Genomic DNA, 16,978 nt, shown 5'->3' with positions numbered 1-16,978 from the left:
GTCAAGCGAGTGATTTGCGCCAGATGCGATCTGCCTTGAGCAGGGCATTTGCGGTGACGATGAGCTTTCTCATGACGGCAGTGATGGCGAGTTTTGGTGGTTTTCCGCCGGCGATGAGTTGTCGATATTTTGCCTTGAGATTGGGGTTGAAGCGGGCAGCGACGAGGGCAGGCATATAGAGGGCTTTGCGGACGTTTGCGCGGCCGCCTCGAATGAAGCTCTTGCCTTTCCACTGGCCGGACTGTCTGGCGACAGGAGCGAGACCGGCGAGTGATGCGGCCTGTTTGTTATCAAGGCTGCCGAGTTCGGGCATGATGGCGATGAGTTGATTGGCGGTCAGCGTTCCGAGGCCATCGATGCTGGTGAGGATGTTATGGCGGCGGACCAGAGCCGGATCAGCAGCGATGATCTGGGCGATTTCAGCATCGAGTGCTTCGATATGGCGTGCGATCTGGTCGAGGCGCTGCCTGCACTGGCGCTTCAGGAAAGGAATGGTGAGTTTCTGATCTCGGTTCTTGAGTGCAGTACGATCCCGAACTAGTCCGTCGCGGGCATTGATGAGTTCGGCCAGCAGCACCTGATTTGCACATGGCGCTGGCCTGATGGGAGGTTGCACGGTGGCTGCCATGCGGGCCAGCAGGGCGGCATCGATGCGGTCGGTCTTGGCGAGGGTGCCGGTGGCCTGAGCAAAGCGCCTGGCTCGTTCGGGATTGAGCCTGACGCAGGGTATGTGAGCGAGCGCCTGTTCTATTGCACGATGGTAAGTTCCCGTTGCTTCATAGGCGATTTGCGCGACTGTCCATTGTTCGAGCCATGCGATCAGCGCCTTGTGGCCCTTGGTGGTATTGGGGAACTGCCGGGCAGCTGAGGCAGGGTGGGCATGGCAATCGAGTGTTGCTTTGGAGATGTCGATGCCAAGGGTTTGTGGTAGATCATTGCTCATCTTTTCCGTGTCCCATGCTTGTCATCCGGGCCACAAAGCCCCGGTATCCGTTCGGGCCTGAAGGAAAAGAAAGGGGCGATCCAACTCTAACCCGGTCCCTGATCGACCGGCATCGATGCGCGATCCGTCCCCTTCCACCCGTTCCGGGGTGGCCACCCCGGAACGGGCATCTCATCCTGACCCAAACGGACAACAATGTCATAAGACAAGCATCGAGCGCAAAAGTGGGAACCGGTTTTGCGCCAAGAACGATGCGACAACAAAGAACTAGAGCGTTTTCTAAGCAGATAGAAACGGCAGTTCGGCGAAGCCAATCATCTGCTGACTCGGAAAACGCGGCAAAACAAAGGTCTAGAGCAGCCGATCCGATGCAATCGGGTCGGATTCTGCTCTAGAAAAGCGCATCCCGGACGATGGCCTGACGCGTGCAGTTCATCCGACCGCCGCCCGGGATGACAGCCGTTGCCTTGCTTGGAGAGTATGACAACGTTGTCTCAACGCTCTAACCTTTTGCCGAGGGTCGATCAAGGCCTTTCTTTCCATGCGCCTCGCGAGCATTTTCTGGGATGCTGCGATATTTACGCTTCCCGCACGAAATAGGAGGAGCGGGCAGGGCGCTGTCGCGGGTAAACGTTGTTTCCTTGCCCAGCCTTCCATGGCAAGAGCGGCGGATGCTCGTCCTTCGCTCCCCGCATCGCCGCTGATGCCCAGCATCCATGACGTCGCGGCGCTGGCCGGCGTATCGATCAAGACCGTGTCCCGCGTGGTCAACAAGGCGCCCAATGTCAGCGAGGAGCTGCGGGAGCGGGTGACAGCCGCGATCCGCCAGCTCGGATACCGGCCCAACCAGTCGGCGCGGCGGCTGGCGGGCGGCCGCTCCTTCATGATCGCCTTCCTCTACAACAACCCGGCCCCCTCCTATAATAGCGGCATCCAGTCGGGCGCGGCGAGCCGGTGCCGGGATCTGGGCTATCATCTGGTGGTCGAACCGATGCCGCTGGCGGGCGAGGAGCGGTTCGCCATTCTCGACCGGCTGGTCGCAGCGCTGCGGCCCGATGGCGTCTTCCTGGTGCCGCCGCTGTCCGACGACGCGCCCTTGCTCCAGCGCCTGTCCGAACTGAAGCTGCCCTGCGCCCGCATCGCCGGATCGGTGATGGCGGAAAGCTTCAACATCCCGACGCCCGAACGCGCGGGGGGGCGGATGATCGCGGATCATCTGATCGGCCTTGGCCATCGCCGCGTCGGCGTTATCACCCCGCCCGCCAGCCACAAGGCCGCCATGCAGCGTGTCGAGGGCTTTCGCGACGGTCTGGCCGCGGCGGACCTGCCGCTGGATGAAGCATTGTTCGTGGAAGGCGCGTTCGATTTCGAGTCAGGGATCAAGGCAGGCGAGCATCTGCTGATCCGAAGCGACCGCCCGACCGCTATCTTCGCCACCAATGACGATATGGCGCTCGGCGCGCTGACCGTCGCGCATCGGCTGAAATTGCGCGTGCCGGCAGAGCTGTCGGTCGTCGGTTTCGACGACACGCCCGCCGGCCTCACCGCCTGGCCGCCGCTCACCACCGTCAGCCAGCCGCTGGAGGCGATGGGCAGCGCGGTGATCGATGCCTTGGCAGGCGGCCCGGCAGATGCGCCGCAGTTCGACTTTACTCTGGTGCGGCGGGATAGTTCTGGGCCGGCGCCGGTTTAGGGTGGAAGGCGGACTGGCGGCTTACATGCTGGAAAGTAGAGAAAGCTGACGCTAGAATACGGCCATGGATTTCTCCGGCTTCCTGCTGACTCCGCTCGCTGCGGTCGTTACGGCCGTGTGGATTGTTGGCGCAAGCATCCTGTCAAAACCCAGCCCCGGCTTCCGCTCACCGTTTTTGCTCTCCTACGTATTGGGCGTGATCTTCATGCAGCCATGGAGAATGTCGGCGTGGGAGCATCTAGGCATGTTCGCTGTTATGCTTGTCATGCTCGCACTCTGGGTTGCAATAGGCTGTCTTGTCGGCGGATTACCTGCCGTCCTGGCCGTTTTAGTCGCTGAAAAACTCCGGCGTCGATTTACTAGCCGATAGGCCGCTTTCGGGCGGCGCAGCGTAAGAAGCGAATGGCCATGAATGGTCGCTAGCAGCCTGCACCTAACCCGCATATGGATAAGTCGGCAGGCCCTGCACGCGGGGGAAGACCTCAAAAAACGCCCCATCATATTCGCTCTCGGGCAAGCCGGTCGCCGCCGAGCTGACGAACATCCGGTCCAGCCTCTCCCCGGCGAAGCAGATGTTCGTCACCTGCTTGGCGGGTAGGGCGATCGACCGGTCCAGCTTCCCTTCGGGCGTGAAGCGGCTGATCCGTCCGCCGCCCCAATGCGCGACCCAGAGATGCCCTTGCGCATCCACGGTCATGCCGTCGGGATAGCCGTCTTCTTCGGCAAAGCGGATGAAAGGCTGGCGATCGGTCAAGCCACCCTCGGCCGTCCGGGCGAAGCGGTACATCTGCCGCCTGGCCGTATCGCTATGGTAGAGCCACTGGCCGCAGGGCGAGAAAGCCGGTCCATTGGGCACGCGATAGCCGCTGTCCATCACCGCCCAGTTCCCATCGGGATCGAGCCGGTAAAGCGCCCCCACATCCCGCTCTTCCGCCATATCCATGGTGCCGCACCAGATGGCGCCGCTGGCGTCCGCCTTGCCGTCATTCATGCGGCTGCCGGGCAGATGCGGCTCTGGGTCGCCCAGGGGCGTGATCGCCAGCGGATCGAGCGCGATCCGGGCAAAGCCGCTCTGGAACCCGCCGATGAAGCCGCCGCCCGCTCGCTCGACCACCCAGCCGAGCGGTTCGGGCATGGCCCAGCGCTGAATGGCGCCATCATCAAGCGACAGCCGGTTGAGCGCTTTGCCAAGAATATCGGTCCAGTAGACCGCATTCTCCCGCGCGGACCACAGCGTCCCTTCGCCCAGCGTGTCTCGCGCCTCGCGCTCGATCTTACGCCATTCAGCCATGGTCAGCCCCTCAGCGCTGGACCGACAGGCGATAGATCATCTGGTGATGATAAGGTTTGCCGGGGTCGACCCGCGCCGACAGGAATTGCGGCTGGTTGGGCGAGTTCGGGAATTTCTGCGGCTCCAGCGCGATGCCGTCGCCCATGCGGTAAAGGTGCCCCTGCTTGCCGACCAGCGTGCCGTCGAGGAAATTGCCTGCGTAGAATTGCACGCCGGGTTCCGTGGTCAGCACCTCCAGCACGCGGCCCGAAGCCGGGTCTTCCAGCCGCGCCGCCAATCCGGGCGTTTTGGTCGCGCCCTTGTCCAGCGCGAAATTATGGTCATAGCCGCGCCCGGCGACGATCTGCGCATCGCGGCCGTCGCGAATGCCGTCCGCCACGCGGCGGGGTGCGCGGAAATCGAATACGCTTCCTTCCACCGGCTGCAATTCGCCGGTCGGGATCAGGTTCGCGTCGACCGGGGTGAAGGCCTTGGCCGGGATGGTCAGCATATGGCCGAGCGCCCCATCCGCCGATCCTTCGCCCGCCAGATTGAAGATGGCGTGGTTGGTCATGTTGACGATGGTCGGCTTGCTGGTCTTCGCGTCGAAGGCGATGCCCAGATTGCCCGCCTCGTCCAGCGTATAGGTGACGGTGGCGTCGAGCTGCCCCGGATAGCCCGAATCGCCGTCCGGGCTGGTCAGCGACAGGACCAGCGTGGCGGTCGGCCCGCTTTTCAGCGACACGACCTTCCACGCCTGCTTGTCGAAACCCTTGCCGCCGCCGTGCAGTGAATTGACCTTGTCGTTGAGCGGCAACTGATAGCTCTTGCCGTCCAGCGTGAACTTGCCGCCCGCGATGCGATTGGCATAACGGCCCACGGTGACGCCGAAATAATTGGGATGGTCGACATAGCCGGCCAGATCGTCATAGCCCAGCAGCACGTCGGCCACTTTCCCGCTGCGGTCCGGCCCGGCCAGCTTCTGCAACGTCGCGCCATAGGTCAGAATGGTGGCCGACACGCCCTGCGCATTTTTGAGCGTGATCGCCTCGATCGCGGTGCCGTCGGCCAGCTTGCCGGCGGGGGCGCGGCCCGCTTCCGCCGCAAGAGCCGCGGTGCTTGTCATCATGAGGAGGCTGCCGTATGACAACGTTGCCAAGACTGATCTTTTCATAAAGGCCTTTCGCATGCAGTTCCTCCCCGACGCCATTGACGCGCCGCGGACGGGGATATACTCCTACATAATAATCGGACGCAACCCTGTTCCGGCGGCGCTCCGTTTCGACACTTCCGGAGAAGGATGAATGGCAGGACCCGTTTCCTCTGCAGCCGCGCCCACCGCGGCCTATAATCCCGGCACGCGCTACGGCCCTGCCCTGACGCTGCTCGCCAGCCTCTTCTTCATGTGGGGCTTCATCACCGTCATCAACAACACGCTGCTGCCGCATCTGCGCAGCGTGTTCGAACTCAGCTACACCCAGACGACGCTGATCGAATCGGTGTGGTTCATCGCTTATTTCTTCGCCTCCATCCCGTCGGCCAAGCTGATCGAGCGGATCGGTTACAAGAGGTCGATGGTGACGGGCCTGCTGATCATGGCGGCGGGCGCGCTGGGCATGATGCTGGCCGCGTCCATCCCCTCCTATGGCGTGACTTTGGTCATGCTGTTCGTCATCGCCAGCGGCATCACGCTGCTCCAGGTCGCGGCGAACCCCTATGTCGCGGTGGTCGGCAAGCCCGAAACCGCCTCCTCGCGGCTCAATCTGGTGCAGGCGATGAACTCTGCGGGCACCATGCTGGCTCCGATGTTCGGCGCCTATCTGATCCTCGGCCGGTCGAAGGGCGGCACGGCGCAGGGCGAAATCGTGCTGACCCAGGCCGAACGCCTGGCCGACGCCCAGTCCGTGGTCCTGCCCTATGCGCTGGTGGCCGTCGTGCTGGTCGTGCTGGCCGTGGTGATCGCGCGCTTCCCGCTGCCCGACATGGGCACCTCCACCTCGCGGCTTGCCAAGGAGGAACGCAAGCGTCTCTCGCTCTGGTCGCATCGCAATCTGGTGTTCGGCATTCCCGCGATCTTCATCTATCTGATCGCGGAAATCGGCGTTGCCAATCTGTTCGTGAACTTCGTCAGCCAGCCCAGCATCGCCAACCTCACCCATGAGCAGGCGGGCCGTTACCTGACCTTCCTCTGGGGCGGGATGATGGTCGGCCGCTTTGCCGGCAGCGCGATCATGCAGCGCTTCGACGCGGGCAAGGTGCTGGCGGCTTTCTCGATCGGCGCGTTCATCGTGATGATAACCACCGTCTTTGCCCATGGGCCGGTCGCCATGTGGTCGCTGATCCTGGTGGGCCTGTTCCACTCGATCATGTTCCCGACGATCTTCACCCTTGGCATCAAGGGGCTGGGGCCGCTGACGGAAGAAGGATCGGGCCTGTTGATCATGGCGATCGCCGGGGGCGCGCTGGTGGTGGTGCAGGGGTATCTGGCCGACCATTTCGGGTTGCAGACCAGCTTCCTGCTGACGGCGGTGTGCGAGCTTTACATCCTGTTCTACGCGCTGTGGGGGTCGAAGCCGACCCACGCGCTGCCGGATCAGCATTTGGCTTGAAGCTGTCTTGAGCCAATGGAAAAGGCCGGAGCGGACACCCTGCTCCGGTTTTTTTAAGCTCCGTGCTCCTGCGACGGCAGAAGCATGGCGGCCTGTTTCACCGCGCCATCGCGCTCGCCGTATCCTCCAGCGCGAGGTCGACCAGCACCCCCATCGCCTCGGCCGCCGCCGCCGCGTCGCCCGCCGCGATGGCGTCGAACACGCGCACATGGTCGGGGATCGGATTGCGCGGCAGGGCGCGGGAGCGTTGCTTGAACTGGGTCGTCCAGTTGACCGCGGCGCCGATGCTGGCCGACAGCGTCTGCAGCGCATCATTGCCGGTCGCGTTCAATATCGCATTGTGGAAATCGCGGTCCGCCGCCCGCCCGGCCTCGGTCGCCAGCGTATGGCGGCGCATCGCGGCCAGCGCGTCCTTCATCAGCCTGATGTCATCCTTGGTCCGCCGCGTCGCCGCCAGCCGCGCCGCCGCCGGTTCGACAATGGCGCGCAATTCGAACAGGTCGCGGACGAACTGCACATCCGGCTCACCGGCAAAGGCCCAGGCCAGCACTTCGGGATCGAGCAGGTTCCAGCGGTTGCGCGGCAACACCCGCGTCCCCGCTTTGGGCCGGCTTTCCACCAGCCCCTTGGCGGTCAGCACCTGAATCGCCTCGCGATAGGCGCTGCGCGACACTTCCAGTTCCTCGGCAAAGGCGACTTCGCCCGAGAGCACGTCGCCCGGCGCATATTGGCCGGACAAGATCGCCGTCCCCAACTTGTGCGCAATGGCGCCATGCAGCCGCCTGCCGGGCCCACGAGCCTCCTTGGCTGTACCCGCTTCGCCCCCGCCAGCTCCCTTCAAGAGCCGCTTTTCATCAGCCATTCTTGCTCCTCCGACCGCCTTCTTAGCAGTCGATCGGGCAAGGCGAAACACAATCATTGCCTTCCCCGACTTCCTGTAATATGTCGGAGTAATAAGGAGATTCACAGGACGGATAAAGCCCCGTCTTTCGAACCGCCGGGGCAGGCGGGATGGCGCGTGACAATCTTGCGCGCATGAAATGACTGACAATTCGACCTTTTGATGAAATTTAGCCAGCGCCGGCAGAGGCGCGCGGGAGGAGATTTTTTCATGACTTTGCGCCTGTTGCAGCACCGTGCCGACAGCGGTGCCCGTTCCGTCATCGCTGCCCAAGGCGATGCGGCGCATTTTCTTGTCGGTGTTGAGACCATCCGCGCCCTGGCGCTGGACGCCATCGCCAAGGGCGTTTCGCTGACCGAAATCGTCGCCGCCACCGCCAAGGGCGACGCCGTCGACATCGCCGCGGAATATGAGGCTGGCCGCCTGCTCGCGCCGATCGACCATGAGGACGCCGCGCATGTGCAACTGACCGGGACCGGCCTGACGCACCTCGGTTCCGCCGAAGGCCGCGACAAGATGCACCGCGAGGCCGCCTCCGCCGAGACCAAGACCGATTCGATGCGCATGTTCCTGGAAGGTCTGGAAGGCGGCAAGCCCACCCCCGGCGCCGTCGGTCAGCAACCCGAATGGTTCTACAAGGGCGACGGTTCGCAGCTTGTCGGCCCGACCGATCCGCTGACCATGCCCGCCTTCGCCCAGGATGGCGGCGAGGAGCCGGAAATCGCGGGCATCTACATCATCGGTCCTAATGGCCAACCCTATCGCCTCGGCCTCGCGCTCGCCAATGAGTTCAGCGACCATGTGACCGAGCGGCACAATTATCTCTGGCTTGCCCACTCCAAATTGCGTCAGGCGTCGCTTGGCCCGGAACTGCTGGTCGGCCCCGCGCCGGAGCATATCGAGGGCAGCAGCCGCATCCTGCGCAATGGCGAAACGATCTGGGAAAAGCCCTTCCTCTCGGGCGAGGGCAATATGTCGCACAGCCTGAGCAACCTCGAACATCATCATTTCAAATATGAGCTGTTCCGCCGCCCCGGTGATGTGCATGTCCATTTCTTCGGCACGGCTACCCTGTCCTTCACCGACGGCGTGGCGACACAGGAAGGCGATGTGTTCGAAATCCTCGCCGCGCCCTTCACCCTGCCGGTGCGTAATCCGCTCAAGCGCGCCGCGCCGGTCGAAGTGACGGTCCAAGTCCTCTAAGGCGATGGATCCGATCCGCATCGCTATCGTCGGCATCGGCAAGATCGCGCGGGACCAGCATGTCCCCGCGATCCGGGGCAACAGTGCCTTCAGCCTCGCCGCGACCGTCAGCCCGCAGGATGCGGGGCTCGACGGCGTGCCGCATCTCGCCAGCCTCGACGCTTTGCTGGCGGAGGGACCGGCGGTCGACGCCATCGCGCTCTGCACCCCGCCGCAGGTTCGGTACGAGCTGGCGTCGCAGGCCTTGGCGCGGGGCATCCACCTGTTCCTCGAAAAGCCGCCCGGCGCCACGCTGGCCGAAGTGGCCGCGCTCGAAGCACAGGCGGACAAGGTTGGCGTCAGCCTGTTCGCGGCGTGGCATTCGCGCTTTGCTGCGGGCGTAGCTCCGGCTCGCGCATGGCTGGCCGAACGGAAGATCGAAAAAGTGTCCATTGTCTGGCGCGAGGATGTGCGCGTCTGGCATCCGGGGCAGGCATGGATCTGGGAACCGGGCGGGTTGGGCGTATTCGATCCGGGGATCAATGCGCTCTCCATCGTCACCCATATCCTGCCGCGCCCCTTCTTTCTGAGGCAGGCGACGCTGGTGCTGCCCGAAAATCGCGCCGCGCCGATCGCCGCCGATATCGTCTTTCGCGACACGGCGGGCGCGGACATCCACATGGACCTCGACTGGCGCCAGACCGGCCCACAAAGCTGGGACATCATCGTCGAAACCGATGCAGGCATGCTGAAGCTGAGCCAAGGCGGCGCCGTGCTGTCGCTGCCCAGCGGCACCGAGCATGGCGAGGATATCGAATATGCGGGCCTCTACAGCCGCTTCGCCACGCTGATTCGGGGCGGACGGAGCGATGTGGACACAGCCCCGCTGCGGCTGGTTGCCGATGCCTTCCTGCGCGGTCGGCGCGAAACGACCAACGCCTTTTACGACTAATCTCAAGGGAGAGAGGAATGTTGAAAGCCCTGCGCCGCACGACTGCCGCGCTTCTGCTCTGCGCCACCGCGCTCACCGGCGCACAGGCCCAGACCGATGGCAAGCCGACGATGGCGACGATCCATGCCGACAAGCCCGGCCCAACCTATGACAAGGCGATCTTCACCCAGTTTGCCGAGCATCTGGGCAACGGCATTTATGGCGGCCTGTGGGTCGGCAATGACAGGTCGATCCCCAACACCAACGGCTTCCGCAACGATGTGGTCGCGGCGCTGCGCAATCTGTCCGTGCCGATCATCCGCTGGCCGGGCGGCTGTTTTGCCGACGAATATCATTGGCGCGAGGGCATCGGCCCCAAGAAGGACCGCCCGGTCAAGGTCAACACCCATTGGGGCGGCGTGACCGAGCCGAACTCGGTCGGCACCCATGAGTTTTTCGAACTGCTCCGTCAGGTCGGCGCGCAGGCCTATATTGCGGGCAATGTCGGCAACGGCACGCCGCAGGAAATGGCCGAGTGGGTCGAATATATGACCGCGCCCGCAGGCAGCCTAGCCGACCTGCGCGCCAAAAACGGGCATAAGGAGCCGTGGGCCGTCCCCTATTTCGGCGTCGGCAATGAGCTGTGGGGCTGCGGCGGCAATATGCGGCCGGAATTCGCGGCGGACGAAACCCGCCGCTATGCGACCTTCGTGAAGGCGCCGCGCGGCACGAAAATCATGAAGATCGCCTCGGGCGCCAATGTCGACGACTATAACTGGACCGAGACGATGATGCGGGTGGCGGGCGACCGGCTCGATGGCCTGTCATTGCATTATTATGTCCACCCAGCGGGCGGCTGGCCGCCGCGTGCGCCTGCGGTCGATTTTGACGAAACCGGCTGGGCGGATGCTTTGGCGGGCGCGCTCAAGATGGACGAGCTGATCACCAGGCACAGCGCGATCATGGACAAATATGATCCGAACAAGCGCGTCTTCCTGGCGGTCGATGAATGGGGCGCCTGGTATACGCAGGATCCCGGCACGCATCCGGGCTTCCTGCGCCAGCAGAACACGCTGCGCGATGCGCTGATTGCCTCGATCCACCTCGATCTCTTTGCCAAACATGCCGATCGAGTGCGCATGACCGCGATCGCGCAGATGGTGAATGTGCTTCAGGCGATGATCCTGACCGAAGGCAAGAAGATGGTGCTCACCCCCACCTATCATGTCTTCGAAATGTACAAGCCCTGGCAGGACGCCACGGTGCTGCCGATCGACATCGACACGCCCTGGTATCACAAGGACAAGTTCGTGATGCCCGCCGTCAGCGGCTCGGCGGTCAAGGGGAAGGACGGCAAGGTCCATGTCGGCCTGTCGAACCTCGACCCCAGCCAGACCAACATGGTGACGGTGAAGCTGGATGGGTTGAACGCGGCGAGCGTGTCGGGCCGCATCCTGACGGCCCCGGCGATCAATGCGCACAACAGTTTCGACGATCCGCAAGTGGTGAAGCCCGCCGCCTTCACCGGCGCGCAGGTGAACGGCGGCACGCTGACCGTCGCCTTGCCGCCCAAATCGGTGGTGGTGCTGGAACTGCAATAAAGCCCTTGGAGCGGGCGGAGGGTGGAATGGCCGCCCGCTCCATCCTTTTTAGGGGTTCCGTGTTCCTGCGAAGGCAGGAACCCAGTTGAAACGGCGGAACTGGGCTCCTGCCTTCGCAGGAGCACATGACGCCCAGAACCGCTGTCGAAGAGAGTCCGCATGGCGCTGTCAAATATGTTGAAAATGGCGAGCCTCGCCCTCCTCGCCTGCGCGAGCATCGCGGGGGCTGAGACGCTAAACAGCCGCCTTACGGGCGACCTGACGCCGACCCACGACCCCGTCATCATCCGCGAGGGCGACAGCTATCACGTCTTCAGCACCGGCCACGGCCAGCGCCTGATCGAAACCCGCACCTCGCCGGATCTGATCTACTGGACAGCGGGCGATCCGGTCTTCACCGCGCTTCCGGCATGGGCGACCAGAGCGATCCCCAGCAGCGACGGCATGTGGGCGCCCGACATCAGTTTCGTGAACGGCCGCTACCGGCTCTATTATTCGGTTTCGACCTTCGGTTCGAACCGTTCCGCCATCGGCCTCGCCACCAGTCCGACGCTCGATCCAAAGGCGCCGAACTATGGCTGGCGCGACGAGGGGCTGGTGGTGATGTCGACCAAAGCGGACGATTATAACGCCATCGACCCCAATTTCGTCATCGACCGCGAAGGCCGCCACTGGCTGACGCTTGGCAGCTTCTGGACCGGCATCAAGCTGTTCGAACTGAACAGGAAAACGGGGAAACCGTTGCATCCCGGCGAAAAGCCGATCTCCATCGCCCGCCGCCCCGCGCCAGCAGGCGGTCCGGCTCCGGTCGAGGCGCCGTTCATCGTTGATCACGGGGGCTATTATTGGCTGATGGCGTCCTACGACTATTGCTGCAAGGGCGTGAACAGCAGCTATTATACCGTGATCGGCCGGTCGAAGGCGATCACCGGCCCCTATCTGGGCAAGGATGGCAGCCCGATGATGCAGGGCGGCGGCACCATCTTCCTGCGCGCCGACCTTCAGGAACAGCAGCGCTGGCGCGGCCCCGGCCATGCGGGCTGGCTGCATGACCGGGATGGCAAGGAGTATGTCGTCTACCACGCCTATGACAAGCAGGCGAACGGCGCGCCCACGCTCAGGATCGCGCCGGTTCGCTGGGGTGCGGATGGCTGGCCCGTTGCAGATTATTGACAACTCGCCCTCACCCTTTCCCTCTCCCAGCGGGAGAGGGAGGGAGGCGCGAAGCGCCGGAAGGGTGAGGGCGACCCAAGAGGAGAGCTTTGAATGAACCCCATGAACCGCCGCCACTTCCTCGCTGGAACAGCCGCGTTGTCCGCAACACCACTCATTGCGCGCGCCGCCCAGCCAGCGCAACCTGCCCCGGTCCCGGTCAACCCGCTGGTGAAGCAGCGCGCCGACGCGCAGGTCTTCCGCCATGAAGACGGCTATTATTATCTCACCGGCTCCGTCCCCGAATATGACCGGCTGGTCCTGCGCCGATCGAAGACCCTGGCGGGCCTGACCACCGCCGAGGAACGCGTCCTCTGGCGCCATGAGAAGACCGGCCCGCTGTCGGGCTTCATCTGGGCGCCCGAACTGCACAGGATCGACGGGAGGTGGACCCTATATTTCGCCGCCGGTCCCAGCGGCGGCGGAGAGGATGTGTTCCGTATCCGCACCTATGCCGTGGTCTGCGATGGCCCCGACCCGATGACCGGCAAATGGACCGTCCTTGGCCAGTTCCAGGCGCCCTGGGACAGCTTCAACCTCGACTCCACCAGCTTCGTCCATTGCGGCCAGCGCTATTTAGCCTGGGCGCAGCGCGAGCCGGGGATCGAGACCAACTCCAACCTCTATATCGCCCCGCTGGCATCACCGCTGAAACTGGCGGCCAAGGCCACGCGCCTCACCATTCCGACGCTCGACTGGGAAATAGGCGGCTACAAGGTGGCCGAAGCCCCCGCCGTCCTCCACCGCAACGGCCGCCTGTTCATGACCTATTCGGCCAGCGCCACCGATGCGCGTTATTGCCTCGGCCTGCTCACGGCGGACGAAAATGCCGACATCATGGACCCCAATGTCTGGGTGAAGTCGCCGCAGCCGGTGTTCACCACCTGCAAGGAAACCAGCGTCTACGGCCCCGGCCACAACAGCTTCACCGTGGACGAAAAAGGCCGCGACATCCTCGTCTATCATGGCCGCGACTATGCGGCGATCAAGGGCGATCCGCTGTTCAACCCCGACCGCCATACCCGCATCCAACGCCTCTATTACAAGGCCGACGGCGCGCCCGATTTCGGCGTCCCCGTCGGCAACGGCCCACTGCCCGAGCGCTTTGCCTCCGCCGCCGATCCGAAGCTGCTGCTCGCCCATGAGGGCACCCGCCTGATCGCGGGCAATCCGTCTTTGCCCGCCACCCAGTTCCGCCAGACCGCAGGCCGTGCGGGGCCGCAGAGTGTGATGTTGTCCCCCATATTGCTGCCCGATCATTATCTGGTCGCGGCCAGGGACGGTTCCGTCGCCCTTACCAGGGACGACCGCAGCGCCGACTTCGCGATGCGCAGCCAGTTCGTCCGATTCCCCGACGACAAATCGGGCACGGTCCGCTTCGTATCGATCGCCGTCACCGGCAAGGCGCTCGGCTTGGCGAATGGGCAGGTCCGCCTCGTCGGCAGCCGCGACGCTGCTGCGCGTTGGATTGCCGACTGACCCACTTCTAAGTCTGACAAATAAAAGGAATAAATCTGTCTCCCTTCTCGGGGGACGGCTTCTTCATGCTGGCGCCATCCCGCATGAACCTCCATTTTTCGGGCTGAGACAAATTTGCCACAAGCGGATATTTTTTCTTAAGCAGCGGCACAGATTCCCTCTTGCCTTCTATTACTCCGAGAAATAATTAGTCTGAGTAATTCCAGTGCCCAACGCACCCAAATCTCCAAGGGGAGGATCAACCATGGCCATGAAGCCAGTCGCTTTCACGTCTGCATCCCTGCTCGCCCTTATGCTGGCGGGCGCCGCCCACGCCCAGTCTGAGGCCGCACCGCAGGCCGTCCCGCAGCAGGACGAAACCAATGACATCGTCGTCACCGGCGTCCGCGCCTCGATCGTCGGCGCGCTCAACGTCCGCAAGGAATCGACCCAGATCGTCGATTCGATCGTTGCGGAAGATGTCGGCAAACTGCCGGACAATAATGTGGTCGAGGCGCTCCAGCGCGTCACCGGCATTCAAGTCACCAACCGCACCGGCGGCGAAGCGGCGGCGATCTCGATCCGCGGCCTGCCCGATGCGCTGACCACCCTCAACGGCCGCAACATCTTCACCGCCGCCGGCCAGTCCTTCCAGTTGCAGGATGTGTCGGCCAACCTCGTCAAGCGCGTCGACGTGTTCAAGACCCGCTCCGCCGACCAGATCGAAACCGGCCTTGCGGGGCAGGTCGATGTCGAAACCCGGCGCCCGTTCGACTTTAACGGCTTCGCCATTTCCGGCCTTGCCCGCGGCATCTACAATGAGCAAGCCGACAGCTATAATCCGAACGTGGCGCTGCTGGTCAGCGACCGCTGGGAAACCGGCATTGGCGACATCGGCCTATTGGTGAACGGCAGCTACAGCCGCACCAAATATCGCGACCAGACCGTAACGGCAGGCGCCTTCGTGCCCTTCGCGACGATGACGCCGCCCGCCGGAACGGGCCTGACGGCTTTCCAGCGCATCTTCCCGGTCGGCCGCGACCCGATCACCGGAGAATTCGGCCGGGCGCCGGCGCTGGGCGCGTGGGATCCCGGCCTCAACAGCGGCCTTTCGACGGCGGCCGGCGCGACGATGGACGTCAACGGCGTCGAAACGCCCTATTATCTGTCGCGCGACGCGGCCTTCAGCTCCGATCTCTACGGCAAGCGCGAGCGCCCCTCCTTCAACATCGCGCTGCAATGGGCGCCCAACAGCAGCTCGGTCTACACCGCCGAGGTCTTCTATGCGGGATTCCGGGGCGAGACGTTCAACAGCTTGCAATTCAGCTTCGTCGACTATTGGGCCAACCCGCAAGCGCCCACGCTCTATGACGGCACCAACATCGTCAAGGCGCGCACCGCGAACAGCGTCTATGGCTTCAACAGCGGCGACTTCACCAAGACCAGCACCGACAGCTTCGTCTATGCGTTGAACGGCAAATGGGATCTGGGCGATCGCGGCAAGATCATCGGTGACATCGCCTATCAGACCAGCAAGGTGAAGACCTCCTTCCTCGCCATGCGGACGGATCGCGTCGCGAACTCGATCGACGTGGATTTCAACGCGGGCGGCGGCATCCCTTCCTATCATTTCGACGATGACAGCCTGCTGGCCGATCCCGGCGTCTGGAACGTCGCCCAGCTTTACGACAATGCCAATCGCGACAAGGGCAGCGCCATCACCGGCACGCTCGACGGCTATTATAGCTGGGACGAAGGCTTTCTGCGCCAGATCAAGGCAGGCATCCGCATCGACCAGCGCAAGGCGTCGACCGCCGTGCGTACCCAGGATGCCGGTGGCCCGCTGGTCCGGACCACGCTGACCGGGCTGGGCGAAGGCGCCGCCTTCACCAATTCCGACTTCTATCAGGGCCGCGCCGATGTGCCGTCCAGTTGGACCCTGGCCAATGGCTATTGGCTGTATGACAATGCCGACACCGTCCGCGGCCTTTATGGCCTGAAGACATCCGACCAGCTCGCGCTGCAAAAGACGTTCGACATCGATGAAAGCACCATCGCCATGTATCTGCAGGCCGATGGCGAGGTGTCGATCTTCGGCCGCCCGCTGAAATTGCAGGCGGGCGTGCGCTATGTGACGGTCGACACCGATTATAATTTCTTCGACCGTTACAATGGCGGCGCACAGACCCGCGTGTCGTCTGGGTCGGACCGCTTCCTGCCCAGCTTCACCGCGCGCTACGAGATTTTCGACAATCTGCGCCTGCGCTTCAACTATGGCGAAACCCTGCGCCGTCCGAATTTCAGCGACATCAACCCCAATTACAACCTGACCGGCGACCTCACCAATGTCGGCTATGGCAGCGGCACGGCGGGCACGGCGACGCTCAAACCCACCCATTCGAAGAATTTCGACGTGGCGCTGGAATGGTATTTCGAACGCAACAGCGCCATCACGCTGACCGGCTTCCGTCGCGAGATTCAGGGTCTGGTCGTGCCGCTGACGGTTCAGGAATATATTCCGAACAACGGCATCGTCGCCGGCGCGACGAACAATTTCGCCATCACCCGTCCGGTCAACGCATCGAACGGCGTGCTGAAGGGGCTGGAACTGGGCCTGACCTATTTCCCCAGCTACCTGCCGGGACCGCTCAATGGCCTGGGCTTCGTGGGCAGCGTCACCGTACTGGATTCCAAGCAGAATATTCCGGAAACCAACTCGGCGGGCGTCGTCACCGGCGAATCCACCTCATCCTTCTTCGGCGTGTCGGACCTCAGCTACAACGCGACGCTCGCCTATGATAACGGCCCGATCGGCGCGCGCCTGTCCTATATCTGGCGCAAGGAGTTTCTGGCGAACAACGAAGCCCGCCTGTTCGCCAACCCGATCGGCGTGTGGCGCAACCCCGAAAAGAGCCTGGACCTTCAGCTCACCTGGAACGTCAACGACCGTCTGGGCGTGACCTTCGACGCGGTGAACCTGACCAAGTCGAAGCAGCAGACCTATTACAAGTTCGAGGATGTCGGCGGCCCCGATCAGTTCAACCTCGGCACCACTCTGCTGGCGCGCACCTTCGCGCTGGGCGTCCGCTACACGTTCAAGTGAGAGCGGCCGATAAATGAGTGCCCGATGGGATGCGGTGTCTCCTCACCGCATCCCATTTCCATGGCGGCCGATCCG

General features: G+C 63.4%; 13 protein-coding genes. 9 read left to right on the top strand and 4 right to left on the bottom strand.

The genetic code is table 11. The features are described from left to right. Nucleotide 1 precedes the first annotated feature (1 nt). Nucleotides 2-943, bottom strand: coding sequence for an IS110 family transposase (locus K426_RS04570; protein ID WP_066554315.1), 942 nt, complete (start codon nt 941-943; stop codon nt 2-4). Between the two features lie 703 nt (nt 944-1,646). Here K426_RS04570 and K426_RS04565 point away from each other — a divergent pair. Next, the gene (locus K426_RS04565) at nt 1,647-2,636 is read left to right on the top strand and encodes a LacI family DNA-binding transcriptional regulator (RefSeq protein WP_066554310.1); all 990 of its coding nucleotides are present in this window, start codon (nt 1,647-1,649) and stop codon (nt 2,634-2,636) included. 64 nt (nt 2,637-2,700) lie between these two features. Beyond that, nucleotides 2,701-3,006 carry a hypothetical protein gene (locus K426_RS04560; protein WP_066554307.1) on the top strand — a complete coding sequence of 102 codons (306 nt, stop codon included), beginning with the start codon at nt 2,701-2,703 and terminating at the stop codon, nt 3,004-3,006. A gap of 63 nt (nt 3,007-3,069) precedes the next feature. On the opposite strand, the gene K426_RS04555 is transcribed toward K426_RS04560, so the two are convergent. Then, nucleotides 3,070-3,927 carry an SMP-30/gluconolactonase/LRE family protein gene (locus K426_RS04555; protein ID WP_066554304.1) on the bottom strand — a complete coding sequence of 286 codons (858 nt, stop codon included), beginning with the start codon at nt 3,925-3,927 and terminating at the stop codon, nt 3,070-3,072. Between the two features lie 10 nt (nt 3,928-3,937). Continuing rightward, entirely contained in the window at nt 3,938-5,095 is a 1,158-nt protein-coding gene (locus K426_RS04550; RefSeq protein WP_066554301.1) for an aldose epimerase family protein, read from the bottom strand. Between the two features lie 115 nt (nt 5,096-5,210). Here K426_RS04550 and K426_RS04545 point away from each other — a divergent pair, with 115 nt between their 5' ends. Continuing rightward, nucleotides 5,211-6,515 carry a sugar MFS transporter gene (locus K426_RS04545; RefSeq protein WP_066554299.1) on the top strand — a complete coding sequence of 435 codons (1,305 nt, stop codon included), beginning with the start codon at nt 5,211-5,213 and terminating at the stop codon, nt 6,513-6,515. 97 nt (nt 6,516-6,612) lie between these two features. On the opposite strand, the gene K426_RS04540 is transcribed toward K426_RS04545, so the two are convergent. Next, a complete protein-coding gene (locus K426_RS04540) occupies nt 6,613-7,377 on the bottom strand; it encodes a FadR/GntR family transcriptional regulator (protein ID WP_237229947.1) in 765 nt (254 codons plus the stop codon). 249 nt (nt 7,378-7,626) lie between these two features. On the opposite strand from K426_RS04540, the gene araD1 reads away from it, so the two are divergent. The 6 genes from araD1 to K426_RS04510 all read left to right on the top strand — a co-directional run bounded on the left by araD1 (nt 7,627) and on the right by K426_RS04510 (nt 16,903). Then, a complete protein-coding gene (gene araD1 / locus K426_RS04535; protein WP_066554298.1) occupies nt 7,627-8,619 on the top strand; it encodes an AraD1 family protein in 993 nt (330 codons plus the stop codon). A 4-nt stretch (nt 8,620-8,623) separates the two neighbouring features. Beyond that, entirely contained in the window at nt 8,624-9,550 is a 927-nt protein-coding gene (locus tag K426_RS04530) for a Gfo/Idh/MocA family protein (RefSeq protein WP_066554297.1), read from the top strand. Between the two features lie 17 nt (nt 9,551-9,567). Beyond that, entirely contained in the window at nt 9,568-11,130 is a 1,563-nt protein-coding gene (locus K426_RS04525) for an alpha-N-arabinofuranosidase (RefSeq protein ID WP_066554295.1), read from the top strand. Between the two features lie 159 nt (nt 11,131-11,289). Then, nucleotides 11,290-12,303 carry an arabinan endo-1,5-alpha-L-arabinosidase gene (locus K426_RS04520; protein WP_082748423.1) on the top strand — a complete coding sequence of 338 codons (1,014 nt, stop codon included), beginning with the start codon at nt 11,290-11,292 and terminating at the stop codon, nt 12,301-12,303. A 93-nt stretch (nt 12,304-12,396) separates the two neighbouring features. Continuing rightward, the gene (locus tag K426_RS04515; RefSeq protein ID WP_066554293.1) at nt 12,397-13,821 is read left to right on the top strand and encodes a glycoside hydrolase family 43 protein; all 1,425 of its coding nucleotides are present in this window, start codon (nt 12,397-12,399) and stop codon (nt 13,819-13,821) included. A 244-nt stretch (nt 13,822-14,065) separates the two neighbouring features. Then, entirely contained in the window at nt 14,066-16,903 is a 2,838-nt protein-coding gene (locus K426_RS04510) for a TonB-dependent receptor (RefSeq protein WP_066554292.1), read from the top strand. The last annotated feature ends 75 nt before the right edge of the window (nt 16,904-16,978 follow it).

The sequence above is a fragment of the Sphingobium sp. TKS genome, assembly GCF_001563265.1.
Lineage (GTDB): Bacteria > Pseudomonadota > Alphaproteobacteria > Sphingomonadales > Sphingomonadaceae > Sphingobium.
Note: the sequence above shows the minus strand (reverse complement) of the source record. Positions and strands in the feature narration are given on the sequence as shown.

Excerpts from the sequence above, each read along its gene's own strand:
- K426_RS04570 (WP_066554315.1), bottom strand. The coding sequence starts at position 943 with ATGAGCAATGATCTACCACAAACCCTTGGCATCGACATCTCCAAAGCA.
- K426_RS04565 (WP_066554310.1), top strand. The coding sequence starts at position 1,647 with ATGCCCAGCATCCATGACGTCGCGGCGCTGGCCGGCGTATCGATCAAG.
- K426_RS04560 (WP_066554307.1), top strand. The coding sequence starts at position 2,701 with ATGGATTTCTCCGGCTTCCTGCTGACTCCGCTCGCTGCGGTCGTTACG.
- K426_RS04555 (WP_066554304.1), bottom strand. The coding sequence starts at position 3,927 with ATGGCTGAATGGCGTAAGATCGAGCGCGAGGCGCGAGACACGCTGGGC.
- K426_RS04550 (WP_066554301.1), bottom strand. The coding sequence starts at position 5,095 with ATGCGAAAGGCCTTTATGAAAAGATCAGTCTTGGCAACGTTGTCATAC.
- K426_RS04545 (WP_066554299.1), top strand. The coding sequence starts at position 5,211 with ATGGCAGGACCCGTTTCCTCTGCAGCCGCGCCCACCGCGGCCTATAAT.
- K426_RS04540 (WP_237229947.1), bottom strand. The coding sequence starts at position 7,377 with ATGGCTGATGAAAAGCGGCTCTTGAAGGGAGCTGGCGGGGGCGAAGCG.
- araD1 (WP_066554298.1), top strand. The coding sequence starts at position 7,627 with ATGACTTTGCGCCTGTTGCAGCACCGTGCCGACAGCGGTGCCCGTTCC.
- K426_RS04530 (WP_066554297.1), top strand. The coding sequence starts at position 8,624 with ATGGATCCGATCCGCATCGCTATCGTCGGCATCGGCAAGATCGCGCGG.
- K426_RS04525 (WP_066554295.1), top strand. The coding sequence starts at position 9,568 with ATGTTGAAAGCCCTGCGCCGCACGACTGCCGCGCTTCTGCTCTGCGCC.
- K426_RS04520 (WP_082748423.1), top strand. The coding sequence starts at position 11,290 with ATGGCGCTGTCAAATATGTTGAAAATGGCGAGCCTCGCCCTCCTCGCC.
- K426_RS04515 (WP_066554293.1), top strand. The coding sequence starts at position 12,397 with ATGAACCCCATGAACCGCCGCCACTTCCTCGCTGGAACAGCCGCGTTG.
- K426_RS04510 (WP_066554292.1), top strand. The coding sequence starts at position 14,066 with ATGGCCATGAAGCCAGTCGCTTTCACGTCTGCATCCCTGCTCGCCCTT.